The 21,110-nt window shown below is 48.7% G+C and carries 14 protein-coding genes, 1 pseudogene and 1 CRISPR repeat array; of the genes and pseudogenes, 1 reads left to right on the forward strand and 14 read right to left on the reverse strand.

Annotation, left to right across the window (positions count from 1 at the left end; genetic code table 11):
* Nucleotides 1-195: 195 nt before the first annotated feature.
* From FMS18_RS16505 to FMS18_RS16575, 14 genes and pseudogenes are all read right to left on the reverse strand, one after another.
* Nucleotides 196-1,314 (reverse strand): PDDEXK nuclease domain-containing protein, encoded by a 1,119-nt coding sequence (locus FMS18_RS16505; RefSeq protein ID WP_163295783.1) that lies wholly within the window; start codon nt 1,312-1,314, stop codon nt 196-198.
* Nucleotides 1,315-2,539: 1,225 nt separating this feature from the next.
* Nucleotides 2,540-6,021: a CRISPR direct-repeat array (repeat unit 32 nt; unit sequence GTTTCAATCCACGCTCCCGCATGGGGAGCGAC).
* Nucleotides 6,022-6,201: 180 nt separating this feature from the next.
* Nucleotides 6,202-6,495, reverse strand: a complete 294-nt coding sequence (gene cas2, locus FMS18_RS16510) for a CRISPR-associated endonuclease Cas2 (protein WP_163295784.1) — start codon at nt 6,493-6,495, stop codon at nt 6,202-6,204.
* Nucleotides 6,496-6,498: 3 nt separating this feature from the next.
* Complete coding sequence (gene cas1c / locus FMS18_RS16515; RefSeq protein WP_163295785.1) at nt 6,499-7,530, reverse strand: type I-C CRISPR-associated endonuclease Cas1c; 1,032 nt, start codon at nt 7,528-7,530, stop codon at nt 6,499-6,501.
* Between the two features lie 9 nt (nt 7,531-7,539).
* Nucleotides 7,540-8,154: a CRISPR-associated protein Cas4 gene (gene cas4 / locus FMS18_RS16520; protein WP_163295786.1), complete on the reverse strand. Its 615-nt coding sequence runs from the start codon at nt 8,152-8,154 to the stop codon at nt 7,540-7,542.
* Between the two features lie 2 nt (nt 8,155-8,156).
* Nucleotides 8,157-9,032: a type I-C CRISPR-associated protein Cas7/Csd2 gene (gene cas7c / locus FMS18_RS16525; RefSeq protein ID WP_163295787.1), complete on the reverse strand. Its 876-nt coding sequence runs from the start codon at nt 9,030-9,032 to the stop codon at nt 8,157-8,159.
* Nucleotides 9,033-9,036: 4 nt separating this feature from the next.
* Nucleotides 9,037-10,755 (reverse strand): type I-C CRISPR-associated protein Cas8c/Csd1, encoded by a 1,719-nt coding sequence (gene cas8c, locus FMS18_RS16530; protein WP_163295788.1) that lies wholly within the window; start codon nt 10,753-10,755, stop codon nt 9,037-9,039.
* On the reverse strand, nt 10,752-11,417 hold the full coding sequence (gene cas5c, locus FMS18_RS16535) for a type I-C CRISPR-associated protein Cas5c (protein ID WP_203544680.1): 666 nt from the start codon (nt 11,415-11,417) through the stop codon (nt 10,752-10,754). The genes cas8c and cas5c overlap by 4 nt, the downstream gene beginning before the upstream one ends.
* Nucleotides 11,418-11,421: 4 nt before the next feature.
* Nucleotides 11,422-13,575 (reverse strand): CRISPR-associated helicase Cas3', encoded by a 2,154-nt coding sequence (gene cas3, locus FMS18_RS16540; RefSeq protein WP_163295790.1) that lies wholly within the window; start codon nt 13,573-13,575, stop codon nt 11,422-11,424.
* 194 nt (nt 13,576-13,769) lie between these two features.
* Nucleotides 13,770-15,389: a TraI/MobA(P) family conjugative relaxase gene (traI, locus tag FMS18_RS20740; RefSeq protein ID WP_239061074.1), complete on the reverse strand. Its 1,620-nt coding sequence runs from the start codon at nt 15,387-15,389 to the stop codon at nt 13,770-13,772.
* A complete protein-coding gene (locus FMS18_RS16555; protein ID WP_163295791.1) occupies nt 15,386-15,703 on the reverse strand; it encodes a conjugal transfer protein TraJ in 318 nt (105 codons plus the stop codon). Before FMS18_RS16555 ends, traI begins: the two co-directional genes overlap by 4 nt.
* 404 nt (nt 15,704-16,107) lie before the next feature.
* Nucleotides 16,108-17,583, reverse strand: coding sequence for a DUF3987 domain-containing protein (locus FMS18_RS20745; protein ID WP_306774089.1), 1,476 nt, complete (start codon nt 17,581-17,583; stop codon nt 16,108-16,110).
* Nucleotides 17,584-17,709: 126 nt separating this feature from the next.
* Nucleotides 17,710-18,062 (reverse strand): annotated as a pseudogene (locus FMS18_RS16565) (bifunctional DNA primase/polymerase); the annotation flags it as partial.
* Nucleotides 18,063-18,070: 8 nt separating this feature from the next.
* A complete protein-coding gene (locus tag FMS18_RS16570) occupies nt 18,071-18,310 on the reverse strand; it encodes an AlpA family transcriptional regulator (RefSeq protein ID WP_163295794.1) in 240 nt (79 codons plus the stop codon).
* A gap of 69 nt (nt 18,311-18,379) precedes the next feature.
* The gene (locus FMS18_RS16575; RefSeq protein ID WP_163295795.1) at nt 18,380-19,576 is read right to left on the reverse strand and encodes a hypothetical protein; all 1,197 of its coding nucleotides are present in this window, start codon (nt 19,574-19,576) and stop codon (nt 18,380-18,382) included.
* Nucleotides 19,577-19,958: 382 nt separating this feature from the next.
* Here FMS18_RS16575 and FMS18_RS16580 point away from each other — a divergent pair, with 382 nt between their 5' ends.
* Nucleotides 19,959-21,062, forward strand: coding sequence for a site-specific integrase (locus FMS18_RS16580; RefSeq protein ID WP_163295796.1), 1,104 nt, complete (start codon nt 19,959-19,961; stop codon nt 21,060-21,062).
* Nucleotides 21,063-21,110 lie beyond the last annotated feature (48 nt).

A 21,110-nucleotide genomic window follows, 5' to 3' on the forward strand; every position in this document is an offset into this window, starting at 1 on the left:
TCACTTTTTATCGTCGCGATTAAAACCCAGTTAAGAAAATCGCTTAAGCTGCAATCCATATAACGTGCTGTTTTTTATTGGACACACACAAAGACGGTTCGCATAAAAGGGTTTGAGAGTTAAAACCCAGTTAAGAAAATAATCTTGTGCCACCACGGAACATATCCCGCGCGAGGGTTATTTGGGTCAGCCTGTTTATTCCGAAGAATCTTTCAATTCAACTAAATCTGCTTCAATCTCTTCAATGGTGGGCATGCTGCCCTTTAAATTTTCCGGCAATTCTTCAGTCAGCACAAACTCGCTCACACCCATAGGCTTGTTAATATCACGCAGAGCAAATTCTGTTTCAATTTTATTTTTATCGCGGCAAAGAAGCATGCCTATTGTGGGGTTGTCTTCTTCTGATTTCAAAAGGCTGTCTACGGCTGAAAGATAAAAATTAAGTTTCCCTGCGTACTCAGGGATGAATTTGGTATTCTTCAGTTCCACCACAACATAACAGCGCAAAGTGATATGATAGAAAAGCAAATCCAGATAGTAATCACTTTCCCCCACTTCCAAATGATATTGCTTACCCACAAAAGCAAAGCCTTTGCCGAGTTCAAGCAAAAATTTAGTAATATGCCCGACTAGCTGTTGTTCAATATCCCGTTCATTATAGGGCTGGGTCAGAGTAAGAAAATCAAAATTGTAGGGATCTTTTACTATTTGCTGCGCTAAGTCTGACTGCGGAGCAGGAAGCGTACAATCAAAATTTGTAATTGCTTTTCCCTGACGTTCAAACAGATCTGATTTAATTTGCAAAGCCAGAACGTCCCGACTCCAACCATTTGATAAGACTTCATCAATGTAGAAACGGGCCTCTTCATAATCCTTGATTTTATCCAAGATTATTTTGATATGACTCCAAGGCAACCTACCAGCAATACAAGAAATTATTTCCGGGATATTTTGTGCCCCGGAGGGAGGCACAATTCCATCTTCATTTTGTGCCCCGATGCGGGGCACAATTAAAGAGTCGACCGGGAACTCAGCAAAAAAACTATAAAACTTCTTAATATAATAGAGGTTACGCCGGGAAAATCCTTGAACGCCAACAAATTCTGATTTCAAATCCTGCGAAAGTTGGTCAATTACTTTGTTACCCCAGTTATTTTCATTCAGCTTTACGGCAATCGATTCACCCAATTCCCAATAAAAGAGGATCAGTTCTCTATTGGCAGCTAAAGCCGAACGTAGTTGCGCTCGGGCAACACGTCCTTTTATCTCTTTAAGCCATGATGCGTATTGTGAATCAAATTTTGAAATGCTCATAATTTTCTTAAAATAAACTCGACGTTAGGCGTTAATTCGTTGCTGATTGATCTATACGCTAGATCAACAACATAGTCTTTTGTTTTTACGCATACAAATGTTAATATGAATCTTAGTTTGCTGTTTCAATCCACGCCCCTGTGCGGGGGGCGACCTAACGACGGCTACCACAGCAAAACAACCCACGTGTTTCAATCCACGCCCCATGCAGGGGACGACATCCACGGGTAAGGTAAGCTGCAACGTTTTCGAAGTTTCAATCCACAGCCCCGAACGAGGGGCGACTTCTCAAAATAAACCGATCATACCAAAATCCAGTATTTCAATCCACGCCCCCGCATGAGGAGCGACCCATCCGTAAAGAGAAGAAGACCAGAGCTTGGGAGTTTCAATCCACGCTCCCGCACGGGGAGCGACTCGGGCTGTTCGTAACCAGCTGCAATGGTGGTCAGGTTTCAATCCACGCCCCTCTGTTAGGGACTACGTAAGTTCATTTGCTTTATTTTCAACGCAAATATTTCAATCACGCCCCCGCATAGGGAGCGACCAGCAAGCAGCACAAAAATGTTTTGCAAGCCATTGTTTCAATCCGCGCCCTCGTACGAGGGAGGCGACTCGAACAATTTAAATCCGCGTAAGCGGCGGGAGGGTTTCAATCCACGATCCATACTAGAAGCGACTTCCAGATTACTTTTTTACCCTGTTTGTAATACGGGTTTCAATCCATGCCCCCGCGCGGAAAGCCACTTCTGGATGGTGCGCTTGTTAACGTTATCTATCATATTTCAGTCACGCTCCCGTATGAGGAGCGACACGCCGAAAGACGAGGTGAACGCATTTATCATCCAGTTTCAATCCGTGCCCCCGAGCGGAAGGCGACGAGCGAGTCCGCCACGGGCATGTCCAACGCCCTGTTTCAATCCACGTCCTCGTGCAGGGAGGGGCAACATGTATCCATAGCGTGAAATGTATCCATCGGGTGGTTTCAACCCACGCCCTCGTACGGGAACGACTCGGCAAGATCGCACTGCAACACATCGACCAGACCGTTTCAACCCGCACCCCCGCATAGAGGGTGACTGTTGTCCAACAGCCCGAAGGTTGCGAATACGTCGTTTCAATCCACGCCCCCACAAAAGGCGACTAGCAAACATACGACGGCGACGTTAGGCCACTTCGTTTCAGTCTACACCCTGCTTTATAGAGTGGCAAACAGCTTCACGATTTTCAAGCCACTTCCCCATGCAGGGAGCAACCTGTATCCTCAAAACGAAAAACCGGTATACCTTTATTTCAATCCACGTCCCCACGCGGAGGACTACTTATCCATGCTCATCGGTGCAGCACACCAGATGCTGTTTCAACCCACGCCCCCCGCGGGGGGCGACTGGCTGTATTCGATGATGACGTTGGGCATGTCTGCGTTTCAATCCACGCCCCCGCGTAGGGGCGACCCTGTTGAATCGAAAAAACAAAAATATGGATATAGTTTCAATCCACGCTCCCGCATGGGGAGCGACTGGCTGTCACAACGATTTCAGTTTTAAGAGCATTGGGTTTCAATCCACGCTCCCGCATGGGGAGCGACAGACACTTTTCGTTATGACACCAAATTTGCGAACGTTTCAATCCACGCTCCCGCATGGGGAGCGACCACGAACATAAAATAACTGCGCTGTATCCACAGGGTTTCAATCCACGCTCCCGCATGGGGAGCGACCATATTGTCAGTTATATTATCTTGAGCGGTTACGAGTTTCAATCCACGCTCCCGCATGGGGAGCGACCATTAATTAAACCTGATTGGGTTGAGTTAGACTGTTTCAATCCACGCTCCCGCATGGGGAGCGACGGTATGCACTCATTACACCCCCATAAAATTATTAGTTTCAATCCACGCTCCCGCATGGGGAGCGACCGGCTTTTGATGAGATTCTTGTCGGTGATGCAGAGGTTTCAATCCACGCTCCCGCATGGGGAGCGACCAGAGTTCAGACGATGTCCGGAAAGTGGGCAAAAAGTTTCAATCCACGCTCCCGCATGGGGAGCGACTCTGTTGTATAGGTTGATGCGTCAGATCCGCCCTGTTTCAATCCACGCTCCCGCATGGGGAGCGACACCTCCGAAAATATCCAGCAGCTGAGACTTATCGAGTTTCAATCCACGCTCCCGCATGGGGAGCGACAAGCTATTGAAATGTCAATCGGTCCGGTTGAACAGGTTTCAATCCACGCTCCCGCATGGGGAGCGACGAGACCTGTACCCCAATGTTCCCGGCGAGACTTGGTTTCAATCCACGCTCCCGCATGGGGAGCGACAAGAGCACAAGATTAATAGGGCTGTTGCGAAGTTGTTTCAATCCACGCTCCCGCATGGGGAGCGACTCAATGCGACAAAGAAGAAAGACCAGACGAAAGCGTTTCAATCCACGCTCCCGCATGGGGAGCGACTGTCCGTCCATTTCAGTATTGCACTCAATATCAAAGTTTCAATCCACGCTCCCGCATGGGGAGCGACTTGTGAATGTGCAACGCATATTCGCAGACGGAAATGTTTCAATCCACGCTCCCGCATGGGGAGCGACCATCGGTAACGGCAATGCCCAGAACGTGGTGAGTAGTTTCAATCCACGCTCCCGCATGGGGAGCGACGGTTTTCGACCGAACACCTTTGTTATTGGCCGTGTTTCAATCCACGCTCCCGCATGGGGAGCGACCGTCAGATATGCCATCAAAGGCCGCCGCACCGAGTTTCAATCCACGCTCCCGCATGGGGAGCGACCCGCTGAATTTTAGCTCTTCCTTACATTGAGCAAGTTTCAATCCACGCTCCCGCATGGGGAGCGACACGTTATAGGTTCATTCGATCCGTACTTTGAAGCGGTTTCAATCCACGCTCCCGCATGGGGAGCGACTTGCGTGAATTTATGCAAACTTCTTTAGTTCTACCTGTTTCAATCCACGCTCCCGCATGGGGAGCGACGCCTGTTAAGATTTCAGATGAAGAAACCCGAACAGTTTCAATCCACGCTCCCGCATGGGGAGCGACGCCAGCCAAAAAAACGAGCTTGCCGTTAACAACCAGTTTCAATCCACGCTCCCGCATGGGGAGCGACATTTACAGGGAATGATGAGTGGATCAGACACGGTGTTTCAATCCACGCTCCCGCATGGGGAGCGACCTGCTGCGGTTGCGGATTCCATGCACTTGAGGTGCAGTTTCAATCCACGCTCCCGCATGGGGAGCGACCCGATACAGGGGCCTACTATATCCGCATAGACGGGTTTCAATCCACGCTCCCGCATGGGGAGCGACAAGAACTTGCGCCCCATGACCGCCTTTGAAGCTGTTTCAATCCACGCTCCCGCATGGGGAGCGACGCTCAAGTCCGGTCAGGAAAGTCCGCGCCAGCTTGGTTTCAATCCACGCTCCCGCATGGGGAGCGACAATATTTGCGCGAAATGAACAGCTGTAATTAGGAGGTTTCAATCCACGCTCCCGCATGGGGAGCGACGTTCCTGCGTGGTCTTGATCCTTTCCATTTGAACAGTTTCAATCCACGCTCCCGCATGGGGAGCGACGTGGACAGGGCTGACAACCAGAGCCGCCGGACCCGGTTTCAATCCACGCTCCCGCATGGGGAGCGACAATCAACGGTCACCACGCGACCTATGGTAATACAGTTTCAATCCACGCTCCCGCATGGGGAGCGACCCGTTGCCATGACTGGCCAGTTTATTCATCCATTTGTTTCAATCCACGCTCCCGCATGGGGAGCGACCTGCACAAACGCTGAACGACTGTACAGATTTGTGGTTTCAATCCACGCTCCCGCATGGGGAGCGACAAGCCCGCTGCAAGCGTATAGCGACGAAGGAGCGGTTTCAATCCACGCTCCCGCATGGGGAGCGACTGAGGGGGACGGGTTGGAATTTGTTGGTACAAAGGTTTCAATCCACGCTCCCGCATGGGGAGCGACTAATAATTATGGTGCACCCGTTGAGGCCGAAACGGTTTCAATCCACGCTCCCGCATGGGGAGCGACAACTTGATGTTTTCCGTGATCCGTTCATAGCTGAGTTTCAATCCACGCTCCCGCATGGGGAGCGACTAAATCATGGCCCCGGTAAGCCCGGAAGCAACGGGTTTCAATCCACGCTCCCGCATGGGGAGCGACGAGCAGATAGCGGAGTCCATGAAGGTTGATATTGAGTTTCAATCCACGCTCCCGCATGGGGAGCGACGCCGCGCCGCCGGATTCGATGACGAGCAGATCAAGTTTCAATCCACGCTCCCGCATGGGGAGCGACTTTAACTTGTTTCGGTGTATATACACAAGGGTTATGTTTCAATCCACGCTCCCGCATGGGGAGCGACTCTTTTCGGTGAAGGTTTTGATTTACCCGCTATCGTTTCAATCCACGCTCCCGCATGGGGAGCGACAACAGGTGTAAGAATCGTTGAGGAACCAGCACCAGTTTCAATCCACGCTCCCGCATGGGGAGCGACATCCAAGCCTTATTCTTTCTTTTAAACCCTATGAGTTTCAATCCACGCTCCCGCATGGGGAGCGACCAAGTTGCTCTAGTTCTAATTCAGATGCTTGCTGTTTCAATCCACGCTCCCGCATGGGGAGCGACTCCCGCAATGATGATGATATTCCTTTCGGTAAAAAGTTTCAATCCACGCTCCCGCATGGGGAGCGACAGTGGCTTTCTCAAGCCATTATTTTAAAGGGCTCACGAAGTAGATCTCGCGAACCCTTTAAAGAAATACTTTTTCTATACTCATCAGGCAGAGTCGATCAGCGGCAACACTCTTAAATAATACATCTTTTTCATAAGTGCGAACATGCCGTGATTTTCTGTTCTGCTTAGGGTTCGCATTCTATAAAATCAACACATCATTTTCAGGGTCATATCCTTGCCCGACTCCATGGTGTTCCACCCTACGCTGCCAGTTTTTTCCTAAAAAATAAAACCGCAAACTGTCGCTATCCTCTTCATACTCGTCCAGCAACTTTTGGCGCAAATCTGCCCATTGTCCGGGGTCAACAACACACTCAAAAACCGAATACTGAACCCGTTGTCCGTAGTTTTCACAGACCTTGGCAATTCGACGCAACCGTCTTTTGCCCCCTTCGTCCTCGAAACTCACATCATAACTAACAAGTACAAGCATGGATCACTTCCAGAAAAACGGCGGATACCCATCAAGATCGTTTCGCAGACATCGGGCCAGAAGTTTTGCCTGCACATGAAAAGCAATCCCTAATGGAATCTTCTCTTTGATATAAGGATGCAGGACAATATCGCTTTTGCGCTTCTGCCAAGCCTGCAACACAGTTCTGCGCGTATCATCATTCATAAGCACGGCACCACTTTCCTTTACAGAAAACCCCTTGCTGCTGACTTCGCCGCGATTAATGAGCGTCAAGACGATTCTGTCTGCCATAAATGAACGGAACTCCTCCATAACATCCAAAGCCAGCCCCGGCCTGCCCGGACGGTCTCGATGCAAAAAACCTACTTGCGGATCAAGTCCGGCAGCCTCAAGAGCAGACCGCACATCATGAGCCAAAAGAGTGTAAACAAAGGACAGCAGACAATTCACCTTGTCCAGCGGCGGTCGACGATTGCGACCTGTAAAGGTAAATTCCCCGTCATTTTTCAAAATCAATTCATCAAAAACATTAAAGTAGACATTGGCTGCTCTACCCTCCAGCCCGCGAGCTTCTTCAAGTACCAAGGGGCTACTCAATCTTTTTGCATAGGAATCCAGTTCAAGAGCCGCCTTCTCAAGACGTCCTGAATCTATGCGATCCCCGTGATCACGCAGCCCCCTGCGCAATACGGTCCTTGAGTTAACCGTCTTGCCAATCAAAAAGCTGCGGGCCATCGCAGAAGTCTGCACAGGATCATCTGCTCGACGATACTGCTCACGGCGCAGCAATACATTCCCGCTTTGCGGACCTTTTACTTCTGCCAGAAAACGTCCGTTCTCTGTCAGAAAAGACACTGCAAGTCCGCTGTCTGCGCAATGCCCAAGCAAAAAAGGGCTGCACAGGACGTTGCCGAAACAGACTACACCATCCAAAACATGAACAGGAAATTTCTTTTTACTCCCGTCTTCCGAACGGACAACAATACATTCGCCATCCTTGGACAGATAGCTCCCCTGCGTAGTCACATAAAGAGTGTTGAGTAATTTTTTCAAAATTCATTCCTATTCTTTAAGAGCACTCAATAGATATGACTCTACTTTTGCATTCCCAAGTCCGGGCATACATTCTCCGGCCAACGAACATGAACGGCATTTCTTATCTTTGACAGGCGGAGGAGTCCGGGCTTCGGCTATCATTTTATGAAGTTCCATAGCCGTTTCTTTTACCAGCAACTTAAGCTTATCGTCGAAAACAACAACGTCTCTACGACGAGGTTTGCCGTAAAAAATAGCTCCTTCCGGAACAAAGAGCCCCAACATTTCTTCAAGACAAATAGCCTGCGCACAAAGCTGGACGCGATCCCAGTCCAAAATTTTGGGGCTGCCCCTTTTATATTCCACCGGATACGGGATTTCCCTTCCGTCCGGTCCGGGAACCATTTCCACTACATCGGCAATACCGTATAATCCCAGCCGCTCACTCTTAAGAGGTACGGATAAATCCTGATCAGCCCCGGCGCGCCTTCCCCGTTGTTCGGAGTCGACGCGCCGGTGCATAATTCTGCCTTCCACAGTAAACCTGTTCTCAACCCAGACCTTTTCAACATGAATAAGAGCGCACTGGCGCGGGCAGAACAGATAGTGTTGCAATGCGGAAATAGGCAATAATTCGGACATAGCTAGAACTTAACATCCAGCTCTACACCTTCAGGAACTGCCGACTCATCAACCTTTACAGTATAATCGGAAAAAGCCCTTGCCGGTCCATCTGTGTTATTATTGGGTTCAACAGAAACGGTATCAAAGAGCTTGTGCGCAGGAGCATTCCCCAGCTTTGTTTCATGCTTAAAAACAACCAGCCCACGGGCATTCATTTTCCCTCTGGCTGCGGAATGGTCATGATCGAACATATTAGCCAAGGATTGCCAAAGCAGTTCAAGGTCGCTTTCGGAGAAACCGGTTCCCTTGTCGCCGTCAGCAAGATGAGCGGAAATATATCCCTCGGCACGATACAAGGCATAGGGAACTATAAATTTACGACCTATGGTGCGCTCTTTTTCAACATCCTTTTCATTTGTGACAGCCATACGGGTAATGCTGATTTCTGATGGCATGATCGGCTCTACACTTTTAGCAAAAGTCAGCTGCACAGGGCCACGGACCTGCCCGCAGTTGACTTCGGTAGTCATTACCGCCCCGAATGTTCTTACATCAAAAAAATTATCACACATCCAGCGGGTCAACTCACGGGCCTTAACCTGATCTTTGGGAAGTTTCTTCTTATCCGGTTTGATCTCAAGAGCTTTATAAGCCTGTTCGTTGTTCCGGTTAAGAACCGCTTTTTCAGCAACATAGATATTAAAACCTTTTTCTTCCCCTTTAGCGATTTCAACAAAATTTCTAATTTTGCGTTTCAGACAGACATCAGTAACAAGACCATGTCCTGTTTCAGGATCAACTCTGGGCAGATTTCCAGCATCCGGGTCGCCGTTGGAATTTCCATTTTCAACATCAAAAAGATATACGAATTCGTAACGATTGCTGATTGCGCTCATGATTTTATGCCTCCGTGGCAGTCTGTTTAGGTGTGAAAAAATCCTGCCTTTGCTGATAATAACCGATGATAAACATGCCCTGCTTTTCCAGATTTAATGCCGCAGGAAAACCATTTTGCGAGTCTACCTCGCCAAGTATTTCCTGAATTGATTTATCAAGATTCACCGCGTATCCGGGCTTTTCTTTGCGAATCTTGGCAAGGCCGTTCTGGGCATTACGTAAAATAACAGGGAACGTCCTTGCCGGGGTAGCTGACGCGGAACTGAAAAACCGATCCCTAACCGTTGCGTTGCTACCGGGAACAGCCTCTTCCTGAATCCGCTCCACAATGGCGAAAAGACGTCCCAGCCGATACCCAATCTCACCGTTTTCCTTATCAAGAGCCATATTGATCTCCTGTTGATAGTTTCGAACCAGAACAGCCTTGATTATCCCGGCCCGGATATACCCGATATTTTTGTCAGCCCTGATCCTCCCTATAGCTGCGTTCAGCAGAGTCATAGGATAAGGGCTGTTTCTGATGATCGCTTTAAGCAACTGCCCACTTAAAAGCGGTGATATGTTCCGAGAATCCTGCTGAGCAGCAAGCTCTTTCAAAATCCACCACGGGCTTGGATTTTCCGGGGTTTTCGGAGGTCTTCCAGACAATGCCATCTGTTCAAAGTGCTTACCGATATTGGAAAACATTTCCCCCACCGTTCCCACATGCCAAAAACGCACAGAAAGACGCGCAGCATTGGGTGATAGCCCCAGCACGTAGAATGGAGTCTCAGGTTTACCGAGTTCACGGGGAAGCTTGCCTGAAGCCAGAGTAGACAACAGCCCACCGAGCCGCTTGGCAAGGTCTGTGTCTTCGGATTCCTTGGCTCCCATGACCAGACCGAATAATCCTTCTACTTCCTTCGGAGCTTCGGTCCAGAACAGCACCGTTGTATCTCCAACCTGAACTTTACGGGAACTTCCCGGTGCCAGCAGATGGTTTAAAGCAGTGGTATAGGCAAAGGCGGCCTTCTCGGAAATAGGCGAAAGCTGATTCTGCTTTTTTCCAAGAGATTCTGCGGAATCGATATTAAAAGACACAAGTGCGGCTCCGGCTGTCTGCGCTCCGGGAACGCCCTTAATCTTGGCATGGGTGTTTGGTATGGAGACATCGTCCTCACCCGTAACCAGACATTTCCCCTTTTTGGTCCCCGCTTTGCTATCCAAATACTTTGACCATGCTTCGCGTAGGGAAGGACGTTCATGAAGAAATCCCAGCTCACCGTCGAGCCTGAAAACAAGAAAGCTGTCCAGCACCTCATCCCAGCCTTTCAAGCTCTCGGCTTTCTCCGGCTCCCATTTTTCTAAAAAAGAAAGCAGAGCGTGTCCGCCGTCATCATCAACACCTTCCAGAATGGTGAAGGCCAAATCTTTAAAGCCCTCATGCGTCTTTGTCGTTCGCTCCGGTTTGCCCTTGCCGTCAACGCCCAAAACGTACCCGGTATTATCCCATACAAAATTAGGAAGAACCGTGTTGCCACTTCTCCCGACAGGCCCCGGCACTTCAATCCGAACCGGTTTGCCGTTCTCACGCAAATCAAGAGGATCACCCACAAGATTGCCTTCACGGTCAATTGTCAGGCAGAAATGGACTCCCTGCCTGCCGAACCCGAATGGTGGGACATCCACGGCAGGATCATCGGCCATACGAATGTAATAATCATTAAGCGCCTGCAAAATCATGCGGACAGCCCTCCATTACAACATTCGACAATCCCGTTCTGCATGACCGGACGAAAGAATTTCGGTGTCATGCTGGCTTTGTAATCAATGTCGTGCAGCATCCATCCGAGATCGGTTTCACCTTTAATCTCCGAAACAGGAATATCTCCCTCAACCGGGCCGAAAGCAGCTGCAAATTCACGGCAACCAAGATAAGGGCGGTGAAAACACTGGCCCTTTGCAACACGACGGTTGAAAATATCCAGATGCTTGCCGTCGTTACGGTCCTCAGCAGACGTATATTCAAAACGGGCTTCAATAATGTAATCCACATCACGCAGAACCATGGCCGCACGCTGCTGGCGGACGTCTTCCACATAAACACGCAGATTGCCTTTACCATTCTTCATGGCAGAACCGACCCCGGTTTTTCCTTTTACCGGAACTTTTGCCGAGATCTCATTTCGTCGGATATTGTCAAAACGGACAGACTTAAGCACATGGATTCTGTCCACCACCCACTTAATGCTCGGCTTCCAGTAAATTGCTTCCAGAATCCCACGGGCAGCAGAAGGAGTCATGACATCATAACTCACCCGTTCCACCTTCATTTCCGGGCGGGTAAAGCATGCATAATCTCCCCAGACCCTAAGTTTTACTCCTGTAGCCACATACACCTCCATTGATTTAAACTATGAAGTTGTCATTCGAAATATTTTCAGGAACCGATAAGCCGGCTTCAAAATCATAAAGATTCTCATCCACCAGCACGGCATAACTTTCATCCACGATCTCAATTGCGCCCATATCATTCAGCGCGGCAAATTGATGCGTATAAACCTGCACCGTAAACTGCTGTAGTTTACGCAGGATGGTTGCCGGAAAATCTGTAAAAACCAAATCACGCAGCAATTTTTCGGCTTTATCATTGTATTTAACAATAATCGGGACCATTTCATTTTCAATAAGCCGGAACTTTTTGGCAGCCGTGCGGAAATCCCATTGGCCGTGGGGACTGTTCAAATCTTCAAGCACATTCTTTTTGTCTAACTGGTCACTTTTAAGCCAATAGGTATCCGCAAAAAAATGATGCATTGCTTCCGGGGAAAATGAATCTTCAGAATATAAACGCAATGTGTTTTGTGCATTACCCGCTGCCTGCCGGAAGTGCCCGGCTAATCCTTCAGCAGGCTCAAAGACCGTGACCTGTCCCATTCCCGCCAATTCCCCTTCGCGGTTACATCTTCCCGCAGCCTGAGCAATTGAATCGAGCCCGGCCAGTTCGCGAATAACAACAGGGAAGCTCACATCTACCCCGGCCTCAATAAGCTGAGTGCTGACGATACGGCACGGTTTGCCCGCAGCAAGTCTAGCGCGAATATTCGTAAGGACTTCCGAGCGGTGCGCCGGACACATCAATGCACTCAAATGGACCGCTCCCGATTCGTCTTTAATCTTGGAAAACAACTCCGCTGCACGAGCTCTGGTATTAACGATGCACAAGCCCTGCTCTGCCCCACAAATTTCCTGCGCAACTTCATCAAGGGACAGAACGCCTTTGTCTTGCAGCTCTGTGCGTTTGAATTCCTTATGCATACGGTCCGGGTCCGGCGCGAGCTCTGCGGCTATTTCCAGACCATCGGTAAAATTTTCAGATTTCTGCAATGCGGGCTGGGTGGCGGTACAGAGTACAACACTGGAATTATAATTCTCAACTAACTCCTCAAGAGCACGCATGCACGGCTTGAGATATTCGACAGGCAGCATCTGGGCTTCGTCTAAAATTACGACCGATCCGGCAAGATTATGAAGCTTTCGGCAGCGTGAAGGCTTTGCAGCGAAAAGGGATTCGAAAAACTGAACATTGGTTGTCACCACAATTGGTGCATCCCAGTTTTCACAGGCCAGACGATGTTTAAGGTCCGCACAAGGAATTTCCTCCTCATCCTTCAGCTTGCTGTCATCAAAATTGCTATGGTGCTCAACTACAGAACCGGGAGGGAAAATATCTTTAAAAACACGGGAGTTCTGCTCAATAATCGACGTGTAGGGAATAACGTAAATAATCCTGCGCATACCGTATTTCAGGGCATGTTTCAGGGCGAAGGCCATGGAGGTAAGAGTTTTTCCGCCTCCGGTAGGTACTGTGAGAGAGAAAAGGCCGGGATTCAGGTCTGCACTTTCAAGGCAATGGTCCAAAATTTCACAACGAAGCTTGTTAATGTGAGTGTCCGGCTTGAATTTGCTAATCCGCTCGTTAAGCCTCTCATTTAGAACTTCCAAGCTGGGCCCTGCTTCACGCATGGAAAATTTTTTTGAATCCATGAACCGCTCGGTATCCAAAAAATCTGCGTCCACCAGTGCCGAAAAAAGCATGCGGGTAAAAAATGATAATTGAAATGCAGAGGTAGGAGTGAAGGGAAGCTCTGCGGGAGCAAGCTTAGATGAAATTTCCGGTACGGACTCCATATAAGGCTCCGCCTTCTCCAAAATATCATCGAGAGATTCGCCCAATGGAGAATTTATAGAGTCCGGCAATCCGCCATGGTGTCCAGCAATGCAGAAAGACAATAATTTTCCAGCCTGACCAAGCTTATCGGACAGCAACCTGGCACCGATACTTTTATGGTCGACTCTCGCATTTGAATTTGAATGAAGTTTTTTCTGGAAATCAGCCTTAAATTTGCCATAATCATGAAATTTTCCAGCTAATTCACCCCAGTCTGAACCACCAAAAACAGCCGAAAATTCAGAGGCAAATTCTGCCACACCAATCAAATGATCATCGAGAAGCTGCCATTCATCCTTATCAACACCCTCTTTCGTATGCGCGTAATACACATGCACCCCCTCATCATCTGGCGGTAGTCATGATAAGCTGCTATTGAATTTTAAAAATAACTCAGCAGCAACGTACGCCTATCATTTAAAAAATTCAACCACCTGTATCATATTACGTAAAAACATACGCATTCTCATTAGAAAAGCAGCCACATATCTTCAAAAGCAACTTCTTACTTATTATATATTGCAAGCTACCTAACCATCCCTTTCTCCCACCCCCGCGCAACCACATTCCCAGAAACCTTAGCCTTCCGCCCGAACATCATCCGCCCCAGCTCCAGCGCAACCCGCTCCGCACCGGGATCACCCACGCTAAAAAAAATCTTATCGCCATTGTCTTTCACCATGGCTCCATTCTTCAGCGTATAGAGGACATTGCCGGACGAATCCACGCGCCAAGTCAGTCCGGCCATGACACTTTGTTCCTCGCCACCTGTATTTCGGTTGGATTCCTCAGCTTGTAATTGCAGCATTTTTGAAATGGACAGCAGCCTGCGCTTGTCTTTCCAGACGAAGGAGGAATCCTTTCTGATTTCGCTTTGTTTACGCTTCAGGGTTGAGAGCTTGCTGCCACGGTTATCCCTTTCCGGTTTATTTTCAGAACTGATGGATTCCTTCTTCGACCGCAGAATTTCTAAGGCAACTTCATCGCCGTTTTCGGCCTTCCATTTCAGAAAATCGTTCCATCTGCTGAATGGTGTTTGTTCTCGTAGGGCTGCACGCTTTTCAGTCATTTCCTTTTTGAAGGTTTCGATCTCGACATTTTTCCTATCTGTCGCCAAAGCAAGTAAACGGGCCTTGTTGTTGGGGCGGAGCTGGGAGTCCTTTTTGGTCTTCTTTATTTTCTGATTCCAGAACGTGGTGATTATTTTCCAACGAGCGTCCTGTTCTTCTTTCAAGGATTCGTAGGCTATCTTTCTGGATTCGATGACCGTGCGGTACTCGGCGTACAATTCTTCGCGATATTTGTGCAGCGGCCTTGAAATATATCGTTCCTTTTCCTCCACCTTGAATCCGAAAGGCTTTTGGAACTTTCCCAGCTTGGCTTCCAGTTTAGGCTTGGAAAAATCCCGGTCGAGGCTGCTGGCTTTGATGGCCGTTTTGGAATGGAGGTCTTTTATGCTGCATCCATTGCCGCGCAGCCGGATCTCGATGCCGATTTGCGTTAGGGATTTATGGAAGCTCTGCCAGTTTTGCGCGGAGCGCAAGGACTCCAAAATGAAATCCTTGCGTTCCTTGATATATGAATCAAATGATTGCTGCCCGGAATGGGCTTCATAGCTGGCAGCTCGATCGTTTGTGCGTTTGGGGTCGCTTTCCTTTTGCCTGCCGTTATCAACTTTCAGGCCGAACTTCTGCTCCAGTTCACGGTGCAGCCAGTCGCGTTTGTAGAAATCACGGTATGGCTCGTGGCGGGTCAAAGTCTCCGGGTGAATCATGTTGTAGGCGATATGCATGTGCAGGTTGTTGGTGTTTTTGTGAACCCCGCAATGCCGCTGGTGTTCCTCAAATCCCAGAGCCTTAGAAAACTCCTGCTCAATTTCTTTATAAGTTTCCGGCGTAAGGACGGACTCATCTTCAGGCCTGAAGGAAACTATCAAATGATAGGTCTTTTCCTTGCGGGTACGCTTATTCAAATCCTGAGTATCGAGCACTTCCTGAATGGCCAGTTCGTAATCATCACCGGCCCAGCAGCCAGCACACCACGACATCAAGCTCTTTTCGCCCTTGTGCTTGGCATCGGCAATGTATGCGGCGAGTCGGCGGTAGTTGTCGTTTTGCGGCTTGCAAGCAATCCTTCGGCTGATCATATTCTGCGAACCTTCTGGAGCAGTCTGCCCTGAAGCCGACGAATATCTTCAAGCAGTCTTTCCGCTTTGCCCCGGTTTTCGTCATCGTCCAGAATCATCATTTTTAATAAGCCGCCCAAGCGGCCCTGATCGGCATTGAGCTTCAAAAGTTCCCGGCGGGCCTGCTGGTCAGTGCTGCTTCTGATTTCATGTCCCAGAGATACGGCCTTAACGAAAGCAGACAGCGAGAGACTGCACTGTTGCGCAGTCTCGCTGATCTGTTTGTATTCCTCGTCTGAAACGTAGGTTTTAATGATTTGCTTCTTTGAAGGCATTAACCACCCATCCTTATATTTTATTTTTCAATTCACGTTGAACCGAAGGTGAATAAGCCGACCACAGCCCCAAGGCTGTGCAGGACGTAAGGTCAACCGCTTTGAAAAAGTGGGTCTACCTTACCTGTCCTGCCTTCTGACTCCATGATACAGGATGATATAGATTGATATTTTGGAACCAATTCAAGGGAAATAAACAAAAATTGCTCATAATAACCAACAAAATCAAAGAGCATCAAAAAGCTGCATTTTTTATCAAAAAATACCATGAGACAAACGGTCACCGCTCATCATTCGTTTTTATTTTTTCTAACTCACTATGCTTAGCTCCTTTTTTATTTTTCATTGCGAATTTTGCGATCTTTGCGAATTTACTGACAACGCAGTGGAGTAAATTCGCAAAATTAGCTTTTTTCGCATAAATAAAATATTTTTCTGGGCCACCCGCCTCCCTGCGGTTTTGTCTCCTCTACCCGAATATTTCGGCTGGCTAGGAGGTTGTTCAGGGCCACGGTCATTTTCTGTTTTGAGATGTGGTTTCCAAAGAATTTGTACAGCCCGGAGGTGTCGAGCATTCCGCCGGACTCCCCCAGAGCTTCCATGATTTTCTGGCTGGTCGAATCGCTTTCCAATCCGGCGAAAATGAACCGCGCTGACTGTTCACAATAATCCCAGAGCGCAAGGGCTGCTTTCAGATGGGGAAGGCGGACGCTTCCGCTGCCATCAAGCAGGGCATAGATGAGAGCAATGCGCCGGACATATGCTTCGGATCGGTTCAGCACCGAGCCGAGCAGGTCTGTACGTTCTTTCGCCAGTTGCGGATAGACCGCGCCCCATTGGTTACGGGCTTCAGGGTCAAAATCCATCTGGGAACGCTCCTTTGCGAAGTCCAGCAACTCGAAGAGCTTCTTTTGAAACTCCTTCACACGCTGGCTGTCCAAAGGCTCAGGAAAAGGAATCAATTTTGTTCTGCGAACGCAGAGCCAGAGAAAACGGTTTGCAAAACCATTGAAGATCTCAACCCGATCAAGACGGGCGTGCAGCTCTTGCAAAGTGATGTGGGTGGTAATGGCGACATGCGGATCAGTTGCCACCAGCTTGCTGGTTTTAGTCAGCGGTTCGATGGTTCCGCCGTCAAAGAGAGTACGAACGATTGTCGAGAGGGTGTTCCCTTCCCGCTTTGTGCAGGCCAAGGCCCCGGCGAATTCTGGATCAAGGATGAAAAGCCGTTTATCCTCAACGCCGGGATCAATGGTGATCCGCTCGCCGACTCCGGTGCTTTTATCGACCTGATATTTCAATTCCGGGTCACGGATGGCATAAATAAGGCCCTCACCACTGGAAAGTGGACCGGAGGATGTCTGTGCCGACCCCCATCCTTTATCATTGAAGGAGAACAACTCCCGGATGGGAATTGAGGAAGTCCCTTTACGGGCCTTTGAACTCTGCCCGACCAATACGGCATTGATCCGGCTGTACTGCTTCTCTCCGGCAAACATATGCGGGGACTGCCCGACTTCAACACCAAAGCGACATAGGAAAGTCGCAAGTACGGCAATAGGATCAGCTTCTGAGTTCTCCACTGCGAACCGGGCAAATTCACCAGCCAAACCGTAAAAGACATTTGGATTTGGGACAGGCCAAGCCGAAGTTGCGATGCTGGAATACGGATTACTTTCTTCAACAACCTTCTTCCCGGCCTGTACGCCGCTCTGGATGGTCCGTTGGATTTCCTGCGTTCCCAATCCCGCTTTCAAAGCAGCTTTAGCAACGTCACTAACGGAATTCTCTCCGGCCTTCCCAGACGCAATGTCTTTACCTACCTGAAAAGCGACCTTGTTCAATGAATCGTTACGCCTGCCCTCTTCGGCCTTCAGCATGGATTGGGCATATGAAGACGCCTTCAGACTGCCGGATCGCGCACCGGAAGCAATCAGCTCGATCAGCCAGATCGGTGCTTCAGCAAGAGGACGTCCTTTTGTCCACTGATAGGGATTACCCGAAGCATGGATTGACGGCGGTAGGATGATGTAACCGCCAGTTCCACGAATATCGATTCCTTTGCCTATCTTGCTGGCAGAGTTGCGGATCTCGATTTCGGCAGGCTTCATAAAGAATAGATGCCGTGCGGCGGATCAATATCCAGCACAAAGCTGTTGGCTCCGGTGGGGCTGCCGATATTCGCCTGTGGGAATTGCTGCCACCAGCGGGAGATCTGATTTGTGTCAGTGGTCGCGTTTTTGAATCCGCCAGAAACGCAGGGGCGTTTTCCCACGCAAGGGAAGACCGGGATGCCCGCCGCAGCGTATTGCAAAGCTGCCTCGGCCACACCGAGCTTATTAATATTGATAAGGTCCATGCCGCCCTCTACTGGCTGCGAGCTTCGAGCCACTGCACGAGGCTTTCACGGGTGTAGACGACACGGCCACCTATCTTAATAGATTGCGGTCCGAGTCCGGCGGAATCGAGATTCGCCATATGTCCGATGCTGATGAGTGAACCTAAATATTTAGGAAGATCCTTGCGGGGAACAAGGGGAGGAAGTGTTTCAAGAAGGCTCTCGAAAACTGTCTGCTGGAAATAATCTTTTAATTTTTGTCGTGCCATGCGGCTACCTCCAAATTTATTTGTGAATCTGAAGGTAGCTGAAATTTCAGCCAGTTAAAGTACTATGACTCAACTATTACTTACTATTACGCTGCTAAAAATCTTCCTAACTTTCGCGTTATAATTTCTCAAAAAAGACTCTTCCTGCATACTTGGTTTATTCCTGTCGTTGACGACATTGCAAAGGACATCACCGTCAAAATAGATTGTCCTGCGCACTTTTTCAGACTCATTTCTGACAAAAGAATTTTGCGGACCGCTATATTTTTCCCGCATTGCTTCCCATAAATCGGGGCAGGAAATTTCCAAATTTTCAGCCAGAAAAGGAGCGGCCATAAATGCGAGTGAAATGGCATATCCGTCAAAACCTTCTGCTGAAACATAATCACCAGCACTGCCATTTTCCTTTTCAGCATCCGCAAGCTTTAAAGACTCATCATGACCTAAGGGCCTCATCTTTTTCTCTTGCTCACTTTCGGGGGCTTTACCTGAATCAAGTTCGCGTTGCTCTTCCAGCCTTCTACTTAGATCCTGCGTTGAAACTTTTAACGTCCCGGAATGCTCCAAGGTCCAATCCCGCATATATCTATTGCGTTCAGATTCAAGCTGAAATCGTAATTCCGGTGGATTCTTCCTTGAAAGCAATTCACCCAGCAATTCCATTTCTTCAAAGAGCAAAGTGGTTTCAGGCTTTGGGAACACCCTGTGAACAAGAGCAATCTTGATAAGATCATTGGAAGCCTTAAAAATTCGCCATAATGAAGCAAACTGGATCAGTGCAAGTTTATCCCGCCGACTCATTGCACGCTTCAAATTACTCCCGGCCAACCCCGGCAGCTCTTCATTGAAGACAAATCTATTAAAAAAATCCGTATAACTCTTTACCTCATCACGGTTTATGCTTTTCCTTTTTAGTTCTGAAACAAAATGCTGAACATGATGTCCATCAATCAAATCAACCCTGTGATGGCTATCCAGAACCGCAAAAGCCCAAAAGAAATGTGCTTCACAAATTTTTATAAAACTCTCATCAAAAACATTTTCGCTGATAGATGTCCCGGCAGCACCAAGCAGGGAAAAAGCATTCAGGAGATTGTGATATAGGCGATCTTCGGTAGCGAGTATTTTTGCCCGTTCTTCCCTTTTGCCGGGGAAAAGCATCGCTACCGGATTTGTCTTCAGCAGTATCTTAGAAGGCATCTGCGGGCGGAGAGTTCGCTTGTATCCATAGGCCCGAAGTGAAATAAGCATATTTTTAAAATTCATTTTACATAACCGTGTTTAAATTGGTCCCAAAACCGTCAGCAGGTAACGGCTTGTGACCTGAAGCTATCTTATATTTTCTGAAAATTAAAACGGTGGTACCACTTTCTAACTGGCACCAAATTGGTACTCAATTCACCAGACACAAGAAAAGGGTCTACATCTACAAGATGCAAACCCTTGATTTAACTGGAGCCAACGATCGGAATTGAACCGACGGCCTGCTGGTTACGAATCTCATCCCTCCCTGTTTTACTGGACCCCACCAAGTTGTATTGTGTTGTAAATTCAGCAGGTTGAATAAACCGTACTTTGTGGTAAGTTGTAACAAATTAGATAGTTTTTACTCCCTAGGGTAGCAATGGGGGTAGCAGCGAGGGTAGCAATGAAAAGGAAGAAAAGTAAGTTCACCGGCGTGTACATGAGAGAGTCCAAAGACCGCAGATACAAGGGCAAGCCGGACATTTGTTTTGACGTAACTTTCAAAGAAGGATCACGCAAGCTCTGGCAGAAGGTCGGCTGGAGATCGGAAGGAATCACCGCCGCCTACGCTTCCAAAATCCGCGCTGAAATAATGCGCAAAGTCCGGCTGGGCATGGACGTATCAACACCGAAGCCCATGACCTTCGGGCAGGCCTTTAAAGAGTACGAAGAAAACCACCTGACCAGCCTCAAAAGCGGTGACCGGGTGACACGGCTGTATAATGCCAGACTAAAAGACGAATTTGAGAACATAAAACTTAAAGACATCAGCACCATCATGCTGGAGAAATATAAAAACAGACTGCTGGCTGAAGGACTGGCTCCGGCCACGGCAACGCACTGCCTCGCTATTTTCAGGTCGGTCTTTAAAAAAATGGTTTCATGGGGGAAATACAAAGGTGCGGTTCCCACGGATCAAATCTCCATGCCCAAAAAGGATAACCGCCGCTTTCGTTTCCTCAAAAAAAGCGAAGCCGACGAACTGCTCAGCTCACTGCGGGCCAGAAGCGAAGACACCTATCTTATGGCACTGGCCAGCCTGCACACCGGCATGCGCTTCGGAGAGATTGCCAGTCTGCGGGCAGAACACATAAGCCTGAGAGACGGCATGATCCGCATTGTTGACGGCAAGGGCGAAAGTTCCCGGACAGTCTTCATGACTACGGAGCTACGCTACCAGCTCAGTCAAAGACACCTCAAAGCCGGAGAACTCATTTTCCCCAATCGGGACGGCAAGATCCGGCCCATGATATCAAAGAGCTTTCCGCGCACCGTTAAAGCCTTGGGCCTGAATGACGGCATCGCCGACAAACGCGACCACGTTGTCTTTCACTCCCTGCGCCATACCTTCGCCTCATGGCTGGTCCAAAATGGAACGCCCCTCTACACCGTGAGTGAACTTCTGGGACATTCATCTCTGGAAATGACGCAGCGGTATTCGCATCTGGCACCGGAGGTACTCAAGGCTGCGGCTGCTTCTTTTGATCGGATTGTGGGGGATGGATAGGAGGCTAGAAAGTAACTCCAAAGAAATCGGCCCTTCAAACATTTTGGA

Origin of the sequence: Desulfovibrio sp. JC022, assembly GCF_010470665.1 — a bacterium.
Taxonomy (GTDB): domain Bacteria; phylum Desulfobacterota; class Desulfovibrionia; order Desulfovibrionales; family Desulfovibrionaceae; genus Maridesulfovibrio.